Raw genomic sequence first — 22,098 nt, forward strand, 5'->3', positions numbered from 1 at the left:
CTTCAGCTCTGTGCGATGCTGGCGTATTGCAGCAGCGGACGATCGGCGACGGCCGGCAGGCCCGAGACCGCCTTCGATGTCGCGTAGAGATAGTTGTAGAAATAGGCGAAGATGACGGGCGTTTCGTCCAGCAGCAGGCTTTCGATCTTGCCGGAGACGGCGCGCTGGCTCGAAAGATCGAGCGCCTTGACGTAATCGGCGACCAGGCCGTCATAGGTCGGGTTCTTGAAATGCGCCGCGTTCCAGGTGCCGCTCGACAGCAGGGGCGCGCTGAGGAAGACGTTCGGCACGCCGCGGTTGCCGTAATCGGTGATGCCGAGGGGGCTGTCCAGCCAGTCGGACTGGCCGGGCACCGCCTTGCCGTAATAAGCGTCCTGGCTTTCGATATGCAGGTTGATGTTGATGCCGATCTTCTTGGCGAAGCTCTGGATCAGCACCGCGTAATCGGGAATTTCGATGAACTGCTCGGTCGTCAGCGTCACCGAGAAGCCATGGCCCATCCCCGCCTGTTCGAGAAGCTGGCGCGCCTTCTTCAGATCCTGGTCCCGCTGCGGGATCGAGAGATCGGAGGACGGAAAGGCGGGGCAGAAGGGGCTGTCATTGCCGATATCGGCATAGCCCTGGAAGAGGCCGCGGATCAGCGCCTTCCGGTTGAGGGAGAGCGCCAGCGCCTGGCGCACGCGCTTATCCTTGAAGGGGCCCACGTCGCATTTCATATGGACCTGCTCATGCGCGCTCGATTTGCAGCGGATGACCTTGAACTGCGGGTTGTGCAGGATGGCGCGCCCGGCGGCGACCGACATTTGCGCCAGCATGTCCACCTGGCCGCCCTGGAGCGCCAGCACCTGCGGCTGCATATCGGTGTAGAAGGTCATCTCCACCCGATCGACCAGCGCCTTCGGGCCCCAATACTCTTCGTTGCGCACGAAGGAGCAGCCGACTTTCGGGATATACTTCTCGAGCTTGAACGGCCCGGTCCCGACGAAGGTCTTCTCGAAATCCCCGGCATAGTTCGCCGGCAGGATATAGAGGTTGTAGTTGTCGGAGGAGAGCACGTAGGGGAAATTGCCGTTCGGCGCATCGAGATGGAATTCGACGGTATAATCATCGACCTTCCGGCTGGCCCCGGGCGAGAGCACGCCCTTGAAGGCGGATAGCGCGTTCGATCCGTTCTTCGGGTTGACGAGGCGCTCCACGCTCGTCACCACCGCATCGGCGTTGAGCGGCGCGCCATTGCTGAATTTGACACCCTGGCGGATCTTGAAAGTCCAGACCGAGCCGTCCTTGTTGGGGGACCAGCTGGTGGCGAGCACGGGGCGGAGGGTGAAGTCAGGGTTGAGAACGCAAAGATATTCCGCCGTCTGCATGGCGACCATCAGCCCGCCATCATCGGCGATCGTCACCGGGTCGATCGCGCCGGCCGGCACCGTCAGCGCGACACGAAGCGTGCCGCCGGGCTTGCCGGCAGCCCGCGCCCGGCTAATGCCGCCCATGCCCATCGCGCCGGCAAGGCCGCCGAGCAGCGGCAGGGCGAGGCCGAGCCGCGTGCCGTGCGCCAGGAAGCTGCGCCGATCGACGCGCCCGGCCAGCGCATTGTCGAGCAGATCATTCTCTGCCTCGCCGAGATTGCGCCGGATTTGGGAGATGAACTGATCACGCTGAGACATTGCAACCTCGTCGATGTGCCGCCTTGGGCGGCCTGCTTTGGGTGAAGTCCGAGACCTGGCTCGCCGGTGGGGGAAGCGTGCGTCTTCCTATGCGCTTTGGGAATGGCATCTCGGCGGGAATTTCACTCTCTGTCAATTCGTCTCGCGCCCGATGCCGCCGCGAGAGGGGGTTTCCATGCGGGATCAGGTGCTTGCGGAAAGGTTGCGGCAGAGTCTCCAGCAAGGACGATGCCAAGCCGCCGGCGGCCGCGCGGCTTGATCGCGCCGCAGGGCGGAGCGGGCTCAGCTGGCGGCGAAGCAGGCAGGGCTTGCCCGCCGCTTCATCAGATGCCTAAACGGCAAGGGCGCGTCTGCCGTGCCGCAGCGCCTGGTATGGACCCCACCGATGGCTGTGATCGACCGCCGCTGGCTGCCGCTCAACGCGCTGCGCGCTTTCGAAGCGGTGGCGCGCCAGCTGAGCTTCACCGGCGGCGCTCAGCGCCTGCAGGTGACGCAGAGTGCCTTGAGCCGGCATGTCGCCGCGCTCGAGGATCTGCTCGGCCGCCCGCTCCTGGAACGCCGCCCGAGCGGCCTTGCGCTGACGCCTGCGGGTGCCGCGCTGCTGCCCGTGGTGCAGAAATCCTTTGATCGACTGGAAGAGGTGATGAACGACATCCTGCGCGAGGAGGCGGGGCATCAGCGGCGCCTCAGGGTGCATATGCCGCCGTCCTTCCTGCATCAGGTGGCGCTGCCTATCCTCGGCGATTTCCGCCGCGCCTTCCCGGATATCCTCATCGATGTTTCGACCAGCCTGGGCACCGGCCTGCCGGCGGGGGAGGTGGATGTCGCCGTCGTTTACGATCGGCCGCAGGCGGGCAGCACGGTGCGCGATCTGCTCTGGCTGGTGCGCGTCGCGCCGGTCTGCGCGCCATCGGTGGCGGCGGCGAGCCAGGGGATCGACCTGTCGGCCTTCCTCGGGCGCCAGGAACTGCTGCATGTGAAGCTGCAGGGCGAGCCGATCGGCGCGCATTGGGCGCATTTCGCCCGTGCCCAGGGCTTCGCCCTCGATACCCGGCGCGGCATGGCCTTCGATACGGTCACCCTCGCGGTGCAATTCGCCATGGCCGGCCACGGCGTTGTGCTGGCCGATATCGACATGTTCGCCCCCGAGATCGCCTCGGGGCGCCTGGTGCAGCCTTATGAAGCGACGGGCGAGGACGGTTTCGGCTATTACCTCACCTTCCATTCGGAAGACCTCGGCGATCCGGTGATCAGCCTCTTCCGCTCCTGGATGATCGGCCGCCTCGGCCGCCAGCCCCGCAAACCCATCGGCCGGACAGAGAATGAAGAACGCCCATAACATCGCCGATCTGCGCCGCCTCGCACGCCGCCGCCTGCCGCGCATCTTCTTCGATTACATCGATGGCGGCGCCAATGCGGAACTTACCATGGCCGCCAACGAGGCGGATTTCGCCGCCTTCCGCCTGCGCCAGCACGTGCTGCGGGATGTTGCGCAGCGCGATCTTTCGGCCGCGTTCCTCGGCCGTGAGCATGCCTTGCCGCTGATGCTGGGGCCGGTCGGCTTCCTCGGCATGTTCGCCCGCAAGGGCGAAGTGCAGGCCGCGCGGGCGGCAGCCACGGCAGGCATTCCCTCCTGCGTCTCCGCCTTTTCCATCTGCCCGGTGGACGAGGTGGCGCGGGAAGCGCCCAACACCGCCGTCTATTCCCAGCTCTACGTGCTGCGGGACCGGCAGAACACCGAGAGGATGATCGCGCGTGCCGAAGGCGCACGGGTAGAGGCGCTGTTCCTCACCGTCGATACCGCCGTGACGCCCTTGCGGGAGCGGGATACGCGGAACGGCTTTCGCGATCTCACGCGCCCGACCCTCAGCCAGTGGCTCGATATGCTGACCCGCCCGCGCTGGTGCCTCGATATGGTGGCCGATGGCATGCCGCAGGTCGGCGTCGCGCGGGAGGGTGGCTTCGGCAAGGGTGTGATGGAGCAGGCGGGCAATCTCTCGCGCCAGATGGACCCCGGACTTTCCTGGGCGGATGTCGAATGGCTGCGCGGGCGCTGGCGGGGCAAGCTGGTCATCAAAGGTATCCTCGAAGCCGAGGATGCGCGGCGGGCGGCCGATCTCGGGGCGGATGCCGTGGTGGTCTCGAACCATGGCGGGCGGCAGCTCGATTACGCCTCTTCCACCATCATGGCCTTGCCGCGGGTGGTGGACGCAGTCGGCGACCGGATGGAGGTGCTGATCGATGGCGGCTTCCGCCGCGGCGCCCATATGGCGATCGCGCTGGCCCTGGGCGCTTCCGCCATATCCATCGGGCGGCCGCAGGCCTGGGGCGTGGCGGCCGGGGGTGAGGCCGGCGTCGCCCGCGTCATCGCCATGCTGGCGTCCGAACTTGATGCGACCCTGGCGCTCATGGGTCTTGCGAGTGTGGCCGAACTCCGCGATCGCGGCCGCTCGGTGCTGCACATGCTCTGAACAAAAAAGCCGGGCGCTTTGCGGCACCCGGCCTCGATAGTCATGCGGACATAAACATATATTTATGCCTTTATGCGCTGCCTCTCAGTCGGCGGCGAGGGCCATCTGCTTGCGTGCCATCGTCGTGCGCACATAGTCCTCCAGATCCTGGCCGATACGATCCGCGTAATTGGCCATCACGTGATCCGCGCCCTCATAGACGCGATAGTCGATCGAGACGCCCTTCTGGGTGTTGAGCTTGTCCACGAGCTTGCGCACGCCCGATTCGGCCACCAGCTCGTCGGCATCGCCATGGATCATGAGCCCGCCAGTGGGGCAGGGGGCGAGGAAGCCGAAATCGTAATGCGTGGCCGGCGGGGCGACGCTGATCCAGCCCGAAATCTCCGGCCGGCGCATCAGCAGCTGCATGCCGACGAAGGCGCCGAAGGAATAGCCGGCAATCCACAGCCCCGAGGAATTGGGGTTGATCGACTGCATCCAGTCGAGCGCGCCAGCGGCATCGCTGATCTCGCCGATTCCGCCATCGTAGCGGCCCTGGCTGCGGCCGACGCCGCGGAAATTGAACCGCATCACGGAGAAGCCGAGCCGCTGGAACGCCTGGAACATCCCGTAGGTGATCCGGTTGTTCATGGTGCCCCCATGCAGGGGATGCGGATGCAGCACGAGGGCGAGCGGCGCGCCCGTCTCCTTGCTGTGGTGGTAGCGGCCTTCCAAACGACCGTCAGGGCCGGCGAACATCACTTCAGGCATGGCGCTCTAAACCTATTTTTAGATAGCGATTGGGCCCCCCGATCACTCGGACGACCGACCAAAGCTCATTCCCGCGAAAGAGGCTCATGGGCGAACTGCATCCACTAGTAACCAGCGCGGCCTCACCGCGCCACGCTCGAAACCCCCACATGCCGCACCGTCATGGCTGCGGCAGTCTCCGAGGAGGCTGGCGAGCGATGGCATGGCCCAGGAGGAACGCAGGACGAAACGCCGTCCGCGGCGCCTCTGCGGGCAGGGTGGGGGAAGGCGGGAAGGGATGGCAGCCGCCTCGGCAAAGCCTTTCATCTGTCGAGGACGAAGGCGATAATAAGGCGATGGATGAGCGGATTCATATGGAAATGTCGCATGGCCTGCATGTTTCTGCGCGCAAGCCCTGACCGCACGGCCGCTCGGCCGCTTCGCGCCCACCGCTGCAACGCGGCACCGCAGGGCCCGGCCGCGCCATGACAGCCCCCCGCTACTATCTCGACGCGAATGCGACCGAGCCGCTGCGCCCCGAAGCGCGGGCGGCGATGCTGCTCGCCCTCGATACGCTCGGCAATCCCTCCTCGATCCATGGGGAGGGGCGGGCGGCGCGGCGGCTTTTGGAGGATTGCCGCGAAACCATCGCCCGGCGCTTCGGCGGAGCGCCGCGCAACCTCGTCTTCACCGCAGGCGGAACGGAGGCAGATGCCCTGGCGATCCACGGCCTTGGCCACGCGCTCGGCCTGCCGATCCTGCGGGGTGCCAGCGAACATGCGGCGGTGATCGCCGCGGCCGGGCCTGAGGCGGGCGTCATCCCGGTCGATGCCGAAGGGGTGGTCCGCCTCGATCGGCTGGAGGCCATGCTGCGCAGAGGGCCCGCCCTCGTCTCCGTCATGCTTGCCAATAACGAGACCGGCGCGATCCAGCCGATCGCGGCGATCGCCGCGCTTTGCCGCGCGGCGGGGGCGGTTCTGCATGTCGATGCGGTGCAGGGCGCCGGGCGGCTGGCACTTTCCCTGGCCGAATCGGGCGCCGATGCCCTCAGCCTTTCGGCCCATAAGCTGGGCGGGCCGCCCGGTGTCGGCGCGCTCCTGCTGACGCCGGAAGCGGCGGACCGTCTCGCCCCGCTGGTCGCCGGCGGCGGGCAGGAGCGGGGGCGGCGCGGCGGCACGCATGCCCTGCCAGCGATCGCCGGTTTCGCCGCGGCGGCAGCAGCGGCGGCGCCTGCCGCGGCCGCTGGCCTCGGCCCGTTGCGCGATGCGATCGAGGCGGCGGCCCGTGAGGCCGGCGGCGTCGTCCTTGGGGCCGGGGCCCCGCGCCTGCCCAATACCACCTGCCTCGCGCTCCCCGGCGTGCGGGCCGAGGCGCAGGTGATCGCGCTCGATCTCGCCGGCCTCGCCGTCTCGGCGGGGTCCGCCTGTTCCTCCGGCAAGGTCGCGCGCAGCCATGTGCTGGAGGCGATGGGCCTCGGCCCCCTCGCCGGCGAGGCGATCCGGGTTTCCCTTCCGTGGAATGCGGGCGCGGAGCATGCCGCCGCCTTTGCTTCGGCCTATGCCGCCATGGTAACCCGCCTTGGGAGGCATGCTGCGTGATCTATCTCGACCATCATGCGACGACCCCATGCGATGCCCGCGTCCTCGCCGCCATGCTGCCCTGGTTCTCCGACTGCTTCGGCAATGCCGGCAGCGTGGAGCACGGCATGGGCCGGCAGGCGGCCGAGGCGGTGGAGGGCGCGCGCGATGCCGTGGCGAGCCTGATCGGGGCGCAGCCGGAGGAGATCATCTTCACCTCGGGGGCGACGGAAGCGAACAATCTGGCGATCCTCGGTGCCGCCCGTTTCGCCCGGCAGCTCGGTAACCCGCGCCGCCGCGTCATCACCCTCGCGACCGAGCATCATGCCGTGCTCGACCCGGTGGCCGGCCTCGCCGAAGAGGGGTTCGAGCCGGTAGTGCTGCCGGTGCGCTCCGACGGTCTGCTCGACCCCGAGCGGCTGGCCGATGCGCTGGCCGTGCCGACGCTGCTCGTCTCCATCATGGCGGTGAATAACGAGATCGGCGTGGTGCAGGATCTGGCTGCACTGGCGCCGATGGTAAAGGGGGCGGGGGCGGCCCTACACGTGGATGCCGCCCAGGCGGCGGGGCGCATTCCGCTCGACATGCGCGCGCTCGCCGCCGATCTCGTCTCCCTCTCCGCCCACAAGATGTACGGCCCCAAGGGGATCGGTGCGCTCTATATCCGCCGGCGGCCGCGCATGCGGATCAGCCCGCTGATGGCGGGCGGCGGGCAGGAGCGGGGTTTGCGCCCCGGCACGCTGCCGGTGCCGCTGATCATCGGCATGGGGGAGGCCGCGCGCCTGGCGCGGAGCGAGGGGCCGGCGGAAGCCGCCCGCCTCGGCGCCCTCGCGGCCGAGTTGCATGCCCGGCTCACGCGCGCGATCCCGGGCGTCATCCTCAACGGCCATCCCGAGCGGCGGGTGGCGGGCAACCTCAACCTCACCTTTCCCGCCGGCAGCGCCTCGACCTTGCTCGCGGCGGCGCCCGATCTCTGCCTCTCCTCAAGCTCCGCCTGCACCAGCGGGCCGGATGGCGGCGTAGGGGCCAGCCATGTGCTGACGGCGCTCGGCCTTGCGCCGGAAGCGGCCCGCCGGAGCCTCCGCATCGGGCTCGGCCGCTTGACCTCGGCGGAGGATATCGCTACCGCCGCCGCGGCCCTTGCCGAAGCCGCGCGCCGGGTCGCGGCAGAGGCGGTGGCGGGCTAGAGCAGAGCCCGGTGAGGGTGGGCCGCGGAGACGCGCCTCTCCCAGGGGCGGGGGCGCTGGCCGCCTTCGCCAGACGGATGCGAAGGCCGCCCGGGGCCCCGTTTTCGAGGAAAGCAAGAGCCGATGCCGAAGATGACTTTCGTGGAGCGAGACGGAACCCGGCGCGAGGTCGATGCGCCGCGCGGTCTTTCTGTGCTCGAAGTGGCGCATAAGCACGGGATCGACCTCGAGGGCGCGTGCGAAGGCTCTCTCGCCTGCTCGACCTGCCACGTCATCATCGATCCGGAATGGTTCGACAAGCTCAACACGCCGAGCGAGGACGAGGAAGACATGCTCGATCTCGCCTTCGGCCTGGAAGAGACCTCGCGCCTTGGCTGCCAGATCGTGATCGACGATAGCCTCGACGGGCTGGTTGTGCGCCTGCCCTCCGGCGTGCGCAACGCCCAGGGTTAACCGGACGCGCCGGCCGTCGTTACATCCGCGAAAAGCGCGCGGCGGCGGGCCTTGAGCATCGCACCCCGGCCGCCGGGCCCCTTCTGTCGCTCGGGGCTTACCCGAAGGCGCCGACCTCATGGCAGATGGCGGTGCTGATTTCACGCACGAGTTCGAAATAGCGCCCGATCGGGGTGAAGATCTCGGCATGTTCCCGCCCGTAGCCGAGGCTATTGGGGGAGGAGCCGGGCTCGCCGAAATCGGTCCCGGCGGTGTCGTCCGGCGCGGAGGGGAAAATCCGCCCGAGCGTCGCCAGTGCCGCCGGCACGTCGAGCCGGAGCAGGCGCTGCTGTAGCCCCGTGCGCATGACGCCGAGGCGGGGCGCGAAATCGGGGATCATCGCCGTGAGGATCCAGATGCGGTGGATGGCGGCCAGCCGCAGCGCATGCAGCAGCAATTCCCGCTCGCTCATCTGCGGCGCATCGGGCCAGGCGGCGCGCAAGGCCAGATGATCGGTGTTGACGCGGCGGAACATGGCGAGCACCTCCGACCAGATGCCGAGCTGTTCGAGCCCTTGGGCAACCGCCATCAGCGCCTCGCGCCGGCCGGGGATCGCCGCATGGCCCGCGCGATCGAGCCAGGTGCCGGGGTCGAGAGTCGCGACCACCGCGCGCAGCACATCAAGATGCGAATGGCGCAAGGCGTGGGAGGCGAAATCCATGGCGCGGCGGAAGCGCGGGCTGGTGCGCCGCAGTTCCGAGACCTGATCGGGGTTGCGGCTGGCGGCAAGCCCGAGGCCCTGCAAGGTATTGGCGCACCAGCCGAGCTGCTGGAGGATGGCGTTGTTCGGAATGGCGCGCAATTCGCGCGGATGGCTGATGATGGCGGGGCCGCCCGAGGCATCGCTTTGCCGGGCGGCGGGGCGCGAGCCTGTCCGGTCGATCAGCGCCGGGCCGAAGGTGCCGAGCAGTGCGGCATAGCCCGGATCTTCGACCAGCTCCTCCATGCTGCCGCGGATGGTGGCGAAGAAATCCGCCGCGAAGTCCGGATCCTGGTAGATCGGATCTTCCTTCTCATTCACCTCGCCGAGCGCGAATTCCGCGATGCGCATGATGGTGGCGGCGGCGAGGGCGGGGGTGCCGAAGAGCAGGTAGCCGTCGCCACCCTGGAAGGCGCTCTCTTCCCGATAGGCGATGCCTGCCGCCTGGAAGGCGCGGCGGCCGACGGCGGGGGAGAGATAGGCGAGGCGATCGATCAGCGAACCCGGATGCGCGCCCCGGCCGATGCTCTCGCCATGGGTATCGAACAGCACCAGCTCGACATCGGTGAGCCCGTGCTTGACCATCGCCTCGCAAATCTTGAGCCTAAGCCGCTCGATCAGATAGGTCGCCGCGATCTGGCCGACGTAGCGCCCCGAATCGGAATAGCCGAACTGCACGGCGAGCCGGCCGGTGCGGCGGAGATAGGCGCGGTAATGCGGGCTGCGCAGCGCTTCTTCGACGATGCGATGGCCTTGGCTCAGCGCCTCCGCGGTTTCGAAGAGCGGGCTGATCTCGATCTTGTCGTCGATGCCGAAGAGGCGGGCGAAATAGAGAGCGGTGAGCAGGGTGTAGCCGGTTTCGGTTTCGGCGATGAGGAAGCGCACCGGGCTCGCGGCATCGATATGCTTGACGATCTGCGCCACCGTCATCATCAGCCGTGCGGCGGAGGCCTGCTCCGCCATCAGCGTGCCGAAATTGATCGGCTCGGGCTTGACCGTTTCAAGCGCCTGGTTGATCGCGCCGAGCAGCACCCGGCGGCGCGAGGCATCGGCCGGCGGATCGGCAAGGCCGAGGCGCTGGCGGGCGGCATTATGCAGCTGCGCCGAGTTGAGGCGCGTATGCGTATGCGTGAGGCTGAGATTGTGCGAGACGAGGCCGGCCCGCGCGATGAGCAGCGCGCGGCGCTCGGCTTCATCGGCTTGCGCGAGGGCTGCCGGAAAGAGGGCGAGGAGCGGCTCGGGCGTCGTCAGCGCTTCCTCGCGCAGCCCGACGAGGGCTTGGCCGAAAGCGCCGACGGCGACGACATCGGTGCCGTTCGGGGCGGCGGCGATCTGGGTTTCGACGGCGCTGATCGCGCGCTCGGTGCGGGCGAGGATGGCGGCGGCCGCCGGCAGGGGTTCGAGTTGCGCCGCCAGCCGCTGCAACTGGTAGAGCTTCATGCGCAGCCGCAGCCGCAGCGTATCCCACCAGCCGATATCGGTGCGCCCGTCGGTATCATAGCCGACCCAGCTCGTGAGGGTGATCGGGCGCGGCGAAAGATCGAGCCAGCGATGCGCCCAGGTCTCGCGCGCCGCGTCGAAGATGGCGCCGTTCAGCAGATCGATCGCGTCGCGCCCGCGGGCGATCGCGGCATGGGCCTGGGCGAACTCGTCTTCGAGGGTGACGGGCGCCGGGCGGTGCGAGGTAAAGCAGGAGACGCCCTCTTCGCCCGAGGCGGCGCGGGCCAGCGCATCGGCCACCGGATAGGGGAGCGAGAAGGTAGGGTGGGCGGTGAAGACGGCGGAATAGCGCGTGCGCTCCACCGCCTGGCGGAACTGCGCGAAGGGCAGGGCGCTGTCGTTCGGGTCGGGGCGGATGAGGCGGGCGGCGAGGGTCGCCATCGCGCTTTCCGCCCTCTCGCCCTGGGCGAGGCCGACATAAGCGGCGAGTCTGGCGGCGCGCTGCTGATAGGCTTCGTCGCGCAGCCAGCAGACAAGGCCGGAGAGATCGGCTTCGCTGAGCTGCCCCTGGTCCAGCCGCCGTGAAATCGCGAGCGCCATGGACATGACCGGATTGCTGAACGGATCCTGGGCCGCGCGTTCGAGCGCGCCACGCATGACACCGAGAAGCTCGGCCGCGAGCGCCGCGATCTGCGCGGGGGTTTCGGGGCGGGGTGGGGCGTCGGCAGTGCTGTGCTGGTCTGGCATGCGCCTATTGTGCATCGCAGCGCGTCGGTCGCAACGAATTGATGCGCTTTCGTTGGCGTTTTTCGCAATTTTTCTGCCCGCTGCGCCTCTGCAGGGTGCCGCCGCCCCGCCATGCGGCAAATGCTGAGGCTTGCCAGCCAATGCCCCTTGCCCTGCGCATAGAGGGCGGTTATAGACCCGGCCCACGCGAGCCGAAGCGCCGCGCCGGCCTGTCCCGTTCGTCTAGAGGCCTAGGACACCGCCCTCTCACGGCGGTAACAGGGGTTCGAATCCCCTACGGGACGCCAATTTTTTCAATGATTTATGAGATTTTTGGCAGGTTAGTGTCCAATATCTGGCCGATATACGGGCATCACGCCAGTCTCTTTCACGGCGGTAACAGGGGTTCGAATGTCGCCTCTCGTGCCGGGCGTGGATCCAATACCTTGCCTTGATGGTTGGGCAGGCGCCACAGCGTAAATGTTGTCTGCCTAAAAATAAGGCAATGCATCAAAATCCGGTGACATTAGAAGCAAACTGCGGATTGTCCCTCTAAATTTGCCAACAAGGTATCCTTCCCTTCCAAAGGAGATACCCTGCCGGCTTCCTATAATCGCTCCGAAATCTTAGAGGAGTGATCTGGATGCGGCTCGGCAAAAGCATTTCCCTGCCACTGCGGCGCGTCGTGCTGCGCGCCGTCCTCGGTGCTGCCTGTCTGCTCGGGGTGGCAGCGCCACGCCTGGCCCATGCGGCCGGTAGCGGCCTGCCGCCCACGCCTGCCGCCTGCACCGCGCTCCAGGCGAAATACCCGATGTTCAAGGGCAAGACGCTGACGAACGCGATCAACCCGCACACGCCGGGCTACGAGGCGCTCGATCCGCAAGACCCGAGCCGATACATCGGTTTCGACATCGACCTCGGCGAAGCGATCGGCAAATGCCTCGGCTTCAAGGTCGCCTACAAGCCCGTCGCCTTCGCCGCCCTCTTGCCGACGTTGCAGAGCGGGCAAGCTGACTTTGTGATCTCGGACATCTACGCGACCGCCGAGCGCGCGAAGGCCGCCGACTTTATCACCTATTCCAAAGTGTTCGATGGTGTGCTCGTGGCGAAGGGCAATCCGAAGAAGATCACCGGCATCAATACCTCGCTCTGCGGCACGACGGCCGCCGAGAATACCGGCTTCGTCGAAGTGCCGCTGGTGCAGAACCTCGCACCCGCTTGTAAAGCTGCCGGCAAGCCCGCGCCGCAGCTGCAGCTTTATGACAACAACGCCGATTGCATCCAGGCGATTCTCGCGGGACGCGCCGATACCTATATCAACGATGTCAATACGGTCGATCAGGCGGTGAAAGCCTATCCGGACAAGCTGAGCAAAGCGGTCGCCGTGACGCTGCCCTATTACATCGGCATCGGCGTGCCCAAGGGGAAGACCGAGATGCGCGATGCCTTTGTCGCAGCACTCACTGCTCTTCAGAAATCCGGTGCGCAGGAAATGCTTCTCAAGAAGTGGTCGCTCGATGCCGGCAGCGTCGCCGCACCGCATCTCGTGACGGGCTGATGCAGCTTTTCCTCCATTATCTGAGCCTGCCTTATCTGCTGACGGGCATCGTCTTCACCATCGAGGTGACGGTGCTCGGCCTGGCGGGCGGGCTGATCCTGGGGCTGATCCTGGCGAGCATGCAACTCGCCCGGTTCCCGCTTCTCTCGGCAATCGCGCGCAGCTATACCGTGATCTTCCGCGGCACGCCGTTGATCCTGCAACTTGTCTTCGCCTATGATGCGCTGCCCCATATCGGGCTGAAGCTGAGTGCGGCCATGGCGGCGGCACTGGCACTTTCCGCCAATGAAGCGCCCTTCATCGCGGAAATCCTCCGCTCGGGGATCTTGGGCGTCGATCGCGGGCAGCGCGCGGCTGGCCAGGCGCTCGGCATGACGCCAAGCGTTCTCATGCGCCGCATCGTGGGCCCGCAGGCGATCCGCATCATGGTGCCGGCCTTCGGCAACGAGGCGGTCTCCGCACTCAAAAATTCGTCGCTCGCCAGCGTGATTTCGGTGCAGGAGCTAACGCTGCGCAGCACGCAGCTTGCTTCCTCCACCTTCGACTTCTTCTCGATCTTCTTCGCCTCGGGCGTCATGTATCTGGTGCTGACGGGTGCCGTCAGCGGCTTGCAGCTGGTGGCCGAACGTGCGCTCGATCTCGATCGCGGACGGTCGGAAAGCAGGCTTCTGCGCCTCATGCCCTGGTATCGCGCGCAAGGCCCGCTGCCTGTGCCGGTGGCGCCAGAAGAGCCGACAACCGAGGAGCCCGCGGAGCCTGATTGCCTGCCGGGCGCAGCCCGGCCCCATGCACCGCGCAGCTTCGGGGATATTGTGCTCGAAGCACGGGATTTGCGAAAACTCTACGGCGACCAGCTGGTGCTGGACCGCGTCAGCCTTTCGGTGCGCGCGGGCGAGGTGGTCGCACTCCTCGGCCCCTCGGGCTCAGGCAAGAGCACGCTGCTCCGCTGCCTCGATGGGCTGGAGGATTGGGACCATGGGCGCGTGCTCATCGCGGGCCAAGCCTTTGGCCGCGGCGCCGATGGCCGGCCGGTCACGCCACGCGCCATGGCGCGCGCCCGGGCCGAGCTTGGCCTCGGCATGGTTTTCCAGCACTTCAACCTCTTCGCGCATCTCTCCGCGCTCGAAAACGTCGCGGGGCCGCTACGCTGGGTTCACGGCGTGCCGGCGGCAGAGGCGGAGGCGCGGGCGATGGCGCTTCTCACCCGCGTCGGCCTCGCCCATCGTGCCCATGCCCTGCCGCGCCATCTCTCGGGCGGGCAGCAGCAGCGCGTGGCGATCGCCCGTGCGCTGGCCCCCAATCCGCGCCTGCTCCTGCTCGACGAGCCAACGAGCGCGCTCGACCCCGAGCTTGTGGGCGAGGTGCTGGAGGTCATCCGCCGCCTCGCCGCGGAGGATGGGCTGACCATGATCATCTCGACCCATCAACTGCGCTTCGCGCGCGATGTGGCGGACCGCGTGGTCTTTCTTGCCGGCGGCGTGATCGCCGAGGAAGGCCCGGCGCGGGACATCCTCTCCCACCCCAAGAACCCGCTCACCCGCCGCTTCCTGCGCATCATGGGGGCGAGCGAGCCTGTCGAGGCGATAGCATGACCGAGAAGCAGAGTTTCACCTTCACCCCCGCCCAGGGCGTGCCGCCGGGTGTCGCACCCTTCAGCCATGCCGTGCGCTGGGGTGACACGCTGCACATCACCGGTCAGATGCCGACACAACCGGAAACCGGCCGCATGATCGAGGGCGACGTGGTGGCGCAGGCCGAGCAGGTGCGCCGCAATCTCGAAGCCGTGCTCGCGCAATTCGGGCTGACGATGGACTCCGCGCTGATGGTGCGCGTCTACCTCACGGACTTCGCGCGCGACTATGCGGCCTTCAACGCCGCCTATCGCAGCTGGTTCCAGGGGCCGCTGCCAGCCCGCACCTGTGTCGGCGTCACGGCACTCGCGGTCGGCGCCCTGGTCGAGATCGACCTTGTGGCCGGCATCCCCGCCTGATCCTCTCCCCCCGCTCTTTGACGGAAGATGCAGATGAGCCTGATCCAGAATGACCATGCGGCCGAGCGGGAGCGCTTGCAGCCCAGTTTGCACGCGCTGCCGGCGACGCCCGAGACCGTGCATTGGGGCTATTTCGATGCCGCCCTCGCGCCCGCGCTCACCGTAAAGAGCGGCGACATCATCCGCGCCGAGGCCATCACCCATCATGCGGGCGATGCGCCGGACCTCATGTTCGATGCCGGGGTCGAGCGTATCTTCCGCGAAGTGCCGGAGGCCGATCGCAATCCCGGCGTGCATATCATGACGGGGCCGATCTTCGTGGACGGCGCGCGCCCGGGCGACATGCTGGAGGTGCGCTATCTCCAGATGACGCCGCGGCTGCGCTATGGCTCCAATCTCGCCGCCCATTGGGGCCATCTCTACAAGGAGTTTGGCGAGAAGGAGCGAGTGACGGTCTACAAAATGGACGAGGCGGGGCAGACGGCCGAAGCCGTCTTCGCCTATGATTTCCCGGGCAAGTATCTCACCCCCGGCACGATCACGGAGGCGCGGAATTGCTGCCGCCAGCCTGCGCTCGCCGGCATTCGCATCCCCGTGCGCCCGCATCTCGGCACCGCGGGGGTCGCCCCCGACGAGGCAGGGCGCGTCTCCACCGTGCCGCCCGGCAAGCATGGCGGCAATATCGACAACTGGCGGATCGGCGCGGGGGCGACGATGTTCTACCCCGTGCAGGTCGATGGCGGGCTTTTTTCCATCGGTGACCCGCATATCTCCCAAGGCGATGGCGAGATCAGCGGCACCGCGATCGAAGCCTCGCTCGACGTGACCATGCAGATCTTCCTGCGCCGGGACTTCGCCTTTCCCTCGCCGCTGCTCGAGACGCCGAAATACTGGATAACGCATGGCTTCGACGAGGACCTCGACCTCGCCATGAAGAATGCGAGCCTCGAGATGCTGCGGCTGTTGACGGAGCATCGGGGCTTGAGCCGCGATGATGCCTATTCACTGATGAGCGTGGCGACGGATTTCAGCGTGACGCAGGTGGTGGATGGGCGGCAGGGCGTGCATGCCCGCATCTGCCGGGCGGTTTTCCCGCCGGGCTGAGTTCTTGCATGGCCCCGGCCATCCTGCAGATGGACGGGCCATGGCTATCCTGCGCTTCACCACCGATCCCTTTCCGCTGGACCGTCGGCACGCGGCCTGGAGCGAGGCGCTGCGCGGCATCGGCCTCAGCCTCAGCGCGCCGGGGGAAGGGCCGCCGCCGATGGGCCGCTTGCTCCACTGGCAGGCGCCGCGGGGCACAGCCTTCTCGCTGCTCGCGACGGACGCGCAAGGCTTGGGCCGGCTGGGCGAAACCGGCGCGGAGATTCTTCTGCTCGGCCTTCTGCTCAGCGGCACGGCGCGGCTGGAGAGCGGGGCGCCCTTAGGCCCGCGCGACCTTCTCTGCTGGCCCATGGGCCCTGGCCCCTTGCTGCGGCCGGGAGTGCCGTGCCGGCTGTTCCTGCTGCACTTGCCGCGGCGGGACCCGCGCTGGGCGGCCCTCGCCGAGGGCCTGGCGGAGACGGCCGAGCCGCTGCGCCTTGCCGATCAGCCGGTGCTTGCTGGCCTGCTCAGCACCATCGGGGACGCGCTGGACAGCGGGACAGAGGCGGTGCTCTCCGCGCTGGAGACGGCACTCGGCGAGATCCTGCCCACGATCCTCGGCGCCCTGAGCGGTGGCACGGCGCAGCGCGCAGCACTTCGCCAACGCATCCTCGCCGCGATCGAGCGGCGCTTGGCCGAGCCGCATCTCAACCTCTCCCGCTTTGCGGCTGAGGAAGGCATGTCGGAGCGTGCCGTGCAGAAGCTGCTGGAGGGTGAGGGGAGAAGCTTCAGCCAGCATCTGCGCCATCGGCGGCTGACGCGCGCAGCCGATGCCCTGCGCGATCCGACGCAAGCGGCGCTTGCCGTGGCCGAAATCGGCTTCCGCTGCGGCTTCGAAGACCCGACGCATTTCAGCCGCGCCTTCCGACAGCGCTTTGGCCTGTCACCCGCGCAACACCGTGCTCAAGGCGAGGCGGCGGCTTCCGCCCCCGCGCCTCTGCGCAGCCGTGGCCGTCCGCAGGCGGGGGCCAAGGTTCCGGCGCCGCCACCGCCCGCCTCGGCCCAGGCGAGCAGGCCGAGCGCCACGGGCCCAGCGCATCACCACCTGCGGGCCAGGCCGGAGACCATTCATTGGGGCTATTTCAGCCGCGCCCTTGCGCCTGCACTCACCGTCCGCTCGGGCGATACCGTCACCGTCGAGACCTTGACGCAACATGCCTCCGACGATCCGGCGCGCATGATCCTGGGGGATGCCGATGCCGAGGCCGTGTTTCACTGGACGGCTGAGCGAAAGGCGGTCGACCGGCGCGGCGCCGGGCCGCTTGATGCCTCAATCTACGGCAGGGGCGCGGGCGAGGGCTTCGGCGTGCATATCCTGACCGGACCCATCGCGGTGGAAGCTGCGCGCCCGCGCGACGTGCTGGAGGTCGAGATTCTCGCCATCACGCCGCGGCCGAGCCGCGCCCCGGGGTATGAGGGGCGGAGCTTCGGCAGCAATGCCGCGGTCTGGTGGGGACGGCATTACGACGAACTGCTGACAGGGCCGCGCCCGCGCGAGGTCGTGACGCTCTACGAGGTGCTGAGCTGCGGCAACCGGCTGTGCGCCCATGCCGAGTACAGCTTCCGCTGGACCCCGCAGCGCGATCCTTCCGGCGTGCTGCACCCGACGATCGACTATCCCGGCGTGCCGGTCGATCCCTCAACCATCGAGCGTTTGGGCGGCGTGCTTGCGGGCGTGCATGTGCCGGTACGGCCGCATTTCGGCACCATCGGGCTTGCGCCAGATCACCCCGGACTGCTCGATTCCGTGCCGCCCTCGGCTTTCGGCGGCAATATCGACAATTGGCGCCTGGGCGCGGGCACGCGCATTTTCCTGCCGGTCTCGGTGCCCGGTGCGCTGCTCTCGCTTGGAGACCCGCATGCGGCGCAAGGCGATGGCGAAGTTGCGGGCACCGCCATCGAATGCTCGATGACGGGCGAGCTGCGCTTGACGCTGCATCCGCGCGAGACGGCAGGGCCGATGTTGCGCGATCTCTCCTATCCGCTGATCGAGACCGAGGAGCACTGGATCATCCAGGGTTTCAGCCACCCTGATTATCTCGCCGATTTCGGAGAGACGGCGCAGAGCGAGGTCTATAAGCGATCCTCGCTTGACGCTGCGATGCGCGATGCCTTCCGCAAGGCACGGCGCTTCCTGATGACGGCGCAGACGTTAACCGAGGACGAGGCGATTTCATTGCTCTCGGTCGCAGTCGATTTTGGCATCACCCAGGTGGTGGACGGGAATTGGGGCGTGCATGCGAGCATACCGAAAGCCCTGTTTCAGCCTTAGGCGGACGCCGCACGCGCTGGACGCGCAGGCGCTGCCAGTTGTTCCATGAAGGTAAGCCAGCCTCCGGCCGTGCGCCCGTGGTGCCGACATCCCCGACCCCACCGCGGGATCCTGGCTGGCGGGATTGGCGCCAATCGGGAGCCAAAAACCGTCAGGCGATCGATGCGGATGGATGGTCGCCCGGTATCTCGCATGGGGCCGGCGACATCACGCCCGGCGACACGATCAAAAGCTTCGTGTCATGGCAAGAGACCATGTCGATGCATCGCGCATCTGTGCCAAGGTGACGCGGGGTGGCGCGCCGGCTTCTGACCTTTCCCACCCGTCAATCCGTCGCGGAGCGCGGGTTCGTCACCTGGCTCCTCCTCGTGGAGCCTTCTCCAGCCTCGGCTTCCGCAAGGCTGTGATAGAGCTCGTCCTCCTGCGCGAAATGAAGACGCAGAATAGCATCGAGACCGTAGAGGACGCGGCGGAAGTCGCTCGCTTCTTCCGGGCCCGGCCCCTCCGCCGGCAGGTCGGCCGTCATCCGGGCGAGGAGGCTGCCAAGCTGCTGCACCTCGCGATGTGCCCGGTGCATCGCGGCGATTGGATCGTTTCCGCCAAGCGCCCGCTCGATCGGCGGATAGAGCTGCGTATCGTCCTCCCGCTCGTGTCGCAGAAGTTGCTCGCGCACCAGCTTGTCCACCGCGATCAGGGAGGCCGCCGCCTCGGCGGGGGGCAGCGTGGCGAGCTGGTCCGCGACAATCCGCAGCCGCGCGAGCGGCCCGGCAAGGCGCTCGTGTTCAGCCTGCAGGCGCGCCACCTCGGCCAAGGCAAGCGTGGCATGCGGCCGGCCCGGGACGCGCAGCCGCAGCACGCGGAGCGCGTTGAGAATGGCCGCCGTATCGATTACCTCCTGTAGCAGCGCGCCCGCCACCGGCGGCAGAAGGCCGAGCGCGGCGGCGATCATGGCAACCGCCGAAAGCCCCATGCCGATGCCGACGGTCTGCACCGCGATCCGCCGCGTTCCGCGTGCGATCGCCAGTGCCTCGGCAAGGCGGTCAAGCCGGTCCACCAGCAGCACGACATCCGCCGCTTCCGAAGACGCGCCCGAGCCGCGTGCGCCCATCGCGATACCCACATTCGCGGCGGCGAGCGCTGGGGCGTCGTTCACTCCATCCCCCACCATCGCGCAGATCTCGCCCGCCTTGCGGGACGCGGCGATCACCGAAAGCTTGTCTCCCGGCCCTTGCTCCGCCCGGACATCATCCACGCCAAGCGCCGCCCCGATCGCCTCGGCCGTGTCGCGCCGATCACCCGTTAGCATGATCGTGCGACGGACCCCCGCCTGGCGCAGCATCCTGAGCGCGCGGGCCGCATCGGGGCGGATCTCGTCGGCGAGTAGGACGGCGCCCAGCAGCCGCCCCTCCGCGAGGACGAACGCGCCCGTCGCCCCCTCATAGGCCATGCGCCGGAGCAGGCGGTCGGTCCAGCCCTCGGCGGGCGCATGGGCGAGCGCGTAGGCATGGCTCCCGATAGCCACGCGCCGGCCCTCCACAAGGCCACTCACGCCCGCGCCGGCCTCCTCCTCCACCTCCGTCGGCAGGGCGAGCGAGAGCCCCCGGGCGTGAGCCGCGGCGACGATGGTCTGCGCGATCGGATGTTGCGAGCCTTGGTCGAGGCTGGCGCCGAGGCGGAGCACCTCGTCGGGATCGGCGCCCGGCGCGGCTTCGACCGCGAGGATGCGTGCGTGGCCGGCGGTCAGGGTGCCGGTCTTGTCGAGGAAGAGCGTGCGGACCTGCGCCAGCACCTCCAGCGCGCCGCCGCCCTTCACCAGCACGCCACGTCTGGCGCAGCGCGACAGGCCGGAGACGATCGCCACCGGCACGCCGAGGATCAGCGGGCATGGGGTGGCAACGACCATGACGGCAAGGCCCCGCACCGGGTCGCCGCTCCAGGCCCAGGCCGCCCCCGCGAGCCCGACGGCGAGGGGCGTGAAGAGGAAGGCGGCGCGGTCGGCAAGGCGGCTCGAAGGCGCCTTCTCCGCCTGTGCCGCCGCCACCAGCCGCACGATGCCCGCGAAGGTGCTCTCGGCGGCGCGTGACCGGGCTTCCATGTCGAAGGGCGCACCGAGGTTGACCGCGCCGCTGCGGAGCGCGGTGCCGGCGACGCGGGTGACGGGAATAGGCTCGCCCGTGAGCGCGGATTCGTCGAGCACCGCGGCCCGGTCAAGCACCGTCCCGTCCGTCGGCACCGTCTCCCCCACGCGCACCAGGAGACGGTCTCCGGGTAGGATGCTTTCGAGCGGCACCGTCGCGAGCGTGCCGTTCGCGTAGCGATTGGCGCTGCGGGGGACGCGTGCCAGCAGCGCGGACATCTCGCGCTTGGCGCGGGCTTCGGCAAAGTCCTCAAGCGCCCGGCCACTCGCCAACATGAGCGCGATCACGGCGGCCGCCAGATTCTCACCGAGCGCCAGGGCGCCGCCGATGGAGAGTAGCGCGATGATATCGAGCCCCACCTCGCGCCGGGCAAGAGAGGTCAGGCTGTCGAGCAGCACGGCGGCAAGCACCGGGGCGGTTCCGCCCAGCAGCAGCCACTCCGCCCAGGCGGCCCAGCCTGCCCAGCGGGCGGCCAGGCCGGCCGCAAGCCCCGCCCCCGCGATGGCAAGCAGCAGCAGATCGACGAGGCGCGGCAGGGTGGCCGCAGCGATGGTGCGCTTCGGCGCCGGTGGTCGGGCGGGCCGCCCGGGTTCGGGCTCGGATTTCCGCACGCCTGCGGCCGGAGCCGCCACCACCGGTTGATTGGAGAACACCTCCACGCTCAGCAGGAGCAAGAGCGTGAGCGGAGCGGCGAGTAGCGCCCCGGCGGGGCCGAAGAGGATGCTGAACGCGATCGTCGAGAGCAGCGACAATACCGGCGGCATGGCGGTCGCCTCCGCCTGCACCAGGGGCGTTATGAAATTCCCTTCGACGAAATGCACACCCATGTACATCAGGATGACGAGAGCGGCGTCTGTCGGGCTCTGTGTCAAGGCGACGAGCGTTGCCGGGACGGCGGCGAGAACTGCGCCGACATAGGGGATGAAGGTCAGCAAGCCGCCGACGAGGCCGAGAGCGGCCGCCGCCTCGATCCCGAGCGCCCAGAGGCCCACGCCCGACAGAATGCCGATCGTGGCCATGACCACGAGTTGACCGAGCAGCCAGCGTCTGAGGACATGGGCGATCCGGTCGAATAACGTGCTGACGCGGCTGCCCGCGCCGGGCGGCACCATGCGCAGGCAAAGCTGGCGATAGAGATCCGGTTGGGCCGCGAGATAGATCGCGACGAAGAAGGTCAGCACGCCATATGCAAGGTCGCGCACCAGGATCCGCGCCGCCCGGCCGAGCGCCGCCGCCATCCATGCCGACAGGTTCCCGAGGTCGATCCCTTGTGCCTGCTCCAGTGCGAAGCGGCCGAGGGGCTGCGCGCCGAGCCGATCCGTGACGGCGCGCAAGCCGAGCGGGATCTGCCGTGCCAACTCGTCCAGCTGGGCGGCGACGACGCTCCCGAACAGCCAGAAGCATCCGGCAAGCATCGCCAGGAGGAGCAGCACGACGATGCCGAGCGCCCCGGCCTCCCCGATCGGGGCGACCCGTACCAGCGCCTTGGCGGCCCCGCGAAGCCCTGTCGCCATCAGCACGGCCGCGAAAAGGAGCAAGCCGAGATCGGCAAGCCGCCAGGCCGCCAGCGCCAGCGCGCCGATGAGCAGGATGACCAGGGCGCGCCCCGCGAAGGCCGTAAGGCCTGATGTGCTGGGCGGGGCGGTCTGGGTATCCATGCTTCCGTCCGACGCTGCGGGGATGAAGCAAGACTGTTCCCGGACGGGATCGAGGCGCATTGATGCCGATCAAAATCGGCCAGCCTTGGCGCGGGCCCTTGCAGTTTCCTCGGCCCGGCCGCCCTGGCGGCCAGCTCCAGATCAACAGCGAGGCGCGCAGCGGAGACGTTCTGGCAACGGAATGTCCGGCATCGTCTCCCTCGGCATCCCCACGGTGTCGGTGTGTTGAACCGATCCAGATCGCAGCCCCGGCTTACCCCAGCCGCCCGTCTCGGTGCGGACCCAGCCGGGCGCCAGCCGCAGCAGCGCATGCCGCTCCGCCCGGTAGCGACGCGCATATCTGTCGAAAG

14 protein-coding genes and 1 tRNA gene are annotated in these 22,098 nt (G+C 68.3%); 11 read left to right on the forward strand and 4 right to left on the reverse strand.

Annotated features, from left to right (window positions below; genetic code table 11):
* Window positions 1-2: 2 nt before the first annotated feature.
* Window positions 3-1,667 (reverse strand): ABC transporter substrate-binding protein, encoded by a 1,665-nt coding sequence (locus ACYQ7X_RS07090; protein WP_459696220.1) that lies wholly within the window; start codon window positions 1,665-1,667, stop codon window positions 3-5.
* A gap of 385 nt (window positions 1,668-2,052) precedes the next feature.
* Here ACYQ7X_RS07090 and ACYQ7X_RS07095 point away from each other — a divergent pair, with 385 nt between their 5' ends.
* Window positions 2,053-3,006, forward strand: a complete 954-nt coding sequence (locus ACYQ7X_RS07095) for a LysR substrate-binding domain-containing protein (RefSeq protein WP_459696221.1) — start codon at window positions 2,053-2,055, stop codon at window positions 3,004-3,006.
* Window positions 2,990-4,138, forward strand: coding sequence for an alpha-hydroxy acid oxidase (locus ACYQ7X_RS07100; protein WP_459696222.1), 1,149 nt, complete (start codon window positions 2,990-2,992; stop codon window positions 4,136-4,138). The genes ACYQ7X_RS07095 and ACYQ7X_RS07100 overlap by 17 nt, the downstream gene beginning before the upstream one ends.
* Before the next feature lie 84 nt (window positions 4,139-4,222).
* Here ACYQ7X_RS07100 and ACYQ7X_RS07105 read toward each other — a convergent pair whose 3' ends face one another.
* Window positions 4,223-4,888 carry an alpha/beta hydrolase gene (locus tag ACYQ7X_RS07105; RefSeq protein WP_459696223.1) on the reverse strand — a complete coding sequence of 222 codons (666 nt, stop codon included), beginning with the start codon at window positions 4,886-4,888 and terminating at the stop codon, window positions 4,223-4,225.
* Window positions 4,889-5,352: 464 nt separating this feature from the next.
* Between ACYQ7X_RS07105 and ACYQ7X_RS07110 the strand changes: the two genes are divergently transcribed.
* The 3 genes from ACYQ7X_RS07110 (at window position 5,353) to ACYQ7X_RS07120 (ending at window position 8,084) form a co-directional block, all read left to right on the forward strand.
* Window positions 5,353-6,465, forward strand: coding sequence for a cysteine desulfurase family protein (locus ACYQ7X_RS07110; protein ID WP_459696224.1), 1,113 nt, complete (start codon window positions 5,353-5,355; stop codon window positions 6,463-6,465).
* A gap of 53 nt (window positions 6,466-6,518) precedes the next feature.
* Window positions 6,519-7,631, forward strand: coding sequence for a cysteine desulfurase family protein (locus ACYQ7X_RS07115; RefSeq protein WP_459696407.1), 1,113 nt, complete (start codon window positions 6,519-6,521; stop codon window positions 7,629-7,631).
* Between the two features lie 123 nt (window positions 7,632-7,754).
* On the forward strand, window positions 7,755-8,084 hold the full coding sequence (locus tag ACYQ7X_RS07120; RefSeq protein ID WP_459696225.1) for a ferredoxin family 2Fe-2S iron-sulfur cluster binding protein: 330 nt from the start codon (window positions 7,755-7,757) through the stop codon (window positions 8,082-8,084).
* Between the two features lie 97 nt (window positions 8,085-8,181).
* Here the strand turns inward: ACYQ7X_RS07120 and ACYQ7X_RS07125 are convergent, their stop codons facing one another.
* Entirely contained in the window at window positions 8,182-11,010 is a 2,829-nt protein-coding gene (locus tag ACYQ7X_RS07125) for a phosphoenolpyruvate carboxylase (RefSeq protein WP_459696227.1), read from the reverse strand.
* A gap of 211 nt (window positions 11,011-11,221) precedes the next feature.
* On the opposite strand from ACYQ7X_RS07125, the gene ACYQ7X_RS07130 reads away from it, so the two are divergent.
* The 6 genes from ACYQ7X_RS07130 (at window position 11,222) to ACYQ7X_RS07155 (ending at window position 17,952) form a co-directional block, all read left to right on the forward strand.
* A tRNA-Glu gene (locus tag ACYQ7X_RS07130) sits at window positions 11,222-11,297 on the forward strand.
* A gap of 335 nt (window positions 11,298-11,632) precedes the next feature.
* A complete protein-coding gene (locus ACYQ7X_RS07135; RefSeq protein WP_459696228.1) occupies window positions 11,633-12,547 on the forward strand; it encodes an ABC transporter substrate-binding protein in 915 nt (304 codons plus the stop codon).
* Window positions 12,547-14,139 carry an amino acid ABC transporter permease/ATP-binding protein gene (locus ACYQ7X_RS07140; RefSeq protein ID WP_459696229.1) on the forward strand — a complete coding sequence of 531 codons (1,593 nt, stop codon included), beginning with the start codon at window positions 12,547-12,549 and terminating at the stop codon, window positions 14,137-14,139. The genes ACYQ7X_RS07135 and ACYQ7X_RS07140 overlap by 1 nt, the downstream gene beginning before the upstream one ends.
* The gene (locus tag ACYQ7X_RS07145) at window positions 14,136-14,537 is read left to right on the forward strand and encodes a RidA family protein (protein WP_459696230.1); all 402 of its coding nucleotides are present in this window, start codon (window positions 14,136-14,138) and stop codon (window positions 14,535-14,537) included. Before ACYQ7X_RS07140 ends, ACYQ7X_RS07145 begins: the two co-directional genes overlap by 4 nt.
* Window positions 14,538-14,570: 33 nt before the next feature.
* Window positions 14,571-15,641, forward strand: coding sequence for an acetamidase/formamidase family protein (locus ACYQ7X_RS07150; RefSeq protein ID WP_459696231.1), 1,071 nt, complete (start codon window positions 14,571-14,573; stop codon window positions 15,639-15,641).
* A 40-nt stretch (window positions 15,642-15,681) separates the two neighbouring features.
* The gene (locus tag ACYQ7X_RS07155; protein ID WP_459696232.1) at window positions 15,682-17,952 is read left to right on the forward strand and encodes an acetamidase/formamidase family protein; all 2,271 of its coding nucleotides are present in this window, start codon (window positions 15,682-15,684) and stop codon (window positions 17,950-17,952) included.
* A gap of 325 nt (window positions 17,953-18,277) precedes the next feature.
* Here the strand turns inward: ACYQ7X_RS07155 and ACYQ7X_RS07160 are convergent, their stop codons facing one another.
* Complete coding sequence (locus tag ACYQ7X_RS07160; RefSeq protein ID WP_459696233.1) at window positions 18,278-21,748, reverse strand: heavy metal translocating P-type ATPase; 3,471 nt, start codon at window positions 21,746-21,748, stop codon at window positions 18,278-18,280.
* Between the last annotated feature and the right edge of the window lie 350 nt (window positions 21,749-22,098).

This window comes from Acidisoma sp. C75, from assembly GCF_054665095.1.

Coding starts and splice junctions, on each gene's coding strand:
- ACYQ7X_RS07090 (WP_459696220.1), bottom strand. CDS start 1,667: ATGTCTCAGCGTGATCAGTTCATCTCCCAAATCCGGCGCAATCTCGGC.
- ACYQ7X_RS07095 (WP_459696221.1), top strand. CDS start 2,053: ATGGCTGTGATCGACCGCCGCTGGCTGCCGCTCAACGCGCTGCGCGCT.
- ACYQ7X_RS07100 (WP_459696222.1), top strand. CDS start 2,990: ATGAAGAACGCCCATAACATCGCCGATCTGCGCCGCCTCGCACGCCGC.
- ACYQ7X_RS07105 (WP_459696223.1), bottom strand. CDS start 4,888: ATGCCTGAAGTGATGTTCGCCGGCCCTGACGGTCGTTTGGAAGGCCGC.
- ACYQ7X_RS07110 (WP_459696224.1), top strand. CDS start 5,353: ATGACAGCCCCCCGCTACTATCTCGACGCGAATGCGACCGAGCCGCTG.
- ACYQ7X_RS07115 (WP_459696407.1), top strand. CDS start 6,519: ATGCTGCCCTGGTTCTCCGACTGCTTCGGCAATGCCGGCAGCGTGGAG.
- ACYQ7X_RS07120 (WP_459696225.1), top strand. CDS start 7,755: ATGCCGAAGATGACTTTCGTGGAGCGAGACGGAACCCGGCGCGAGGTC.
- ACYQ7X_RS07125 (WP_459696227.1), bottom strand. CDS start 11,010: ATGCCAGACCAGCACAGCACTGCCGACGCCCCACCCCGCCCCGAAACC.
- ACYQ7X_RS07135 (WP_459696228.1), top strand. CDS start 11,633: ATGCGGCTCGGCAAAAGCATTTCCCTGCCACTGCGGCGCGTCGTGCTG.
- ACYQ7X_RS07140 (WP_459696229.1), top strand. CDS start 12,547: ATGCAGCTTTTCCTCCATTATCTGAGCCTGCCTTATCTGCTGACGGGC.
- ACYQ7X_RS07145 (WP_459696230.1), top strand. CDS start 14,136: ATGACCGAGAAGCAGAGTTTCACCTTCACCCCCGCCCAGGGCGTGCCG.
- ACYQ7X_RS07150 (WP_459696231.1), top strand. CDS start 14,571: ATGAGCCTGATCCAGAATGACCATGCGGCCGAGCGGGAGCGCTTGCAG.
- ACYQ7X_RS07155 (WP_459696232.1), top strand. CDS start 15,682: ATGGCTATCCTGCGCTTCACCACCGATCCCTTTCCGCTGGACCGTCGG.
- ACYQ7X_RS07160 (WP_459696233.1), bottom strand. CDS start 21,748: ATGGATACCCAGACCGCCCCGCCCAGCACATCAGGCCTTACGGCCTTC.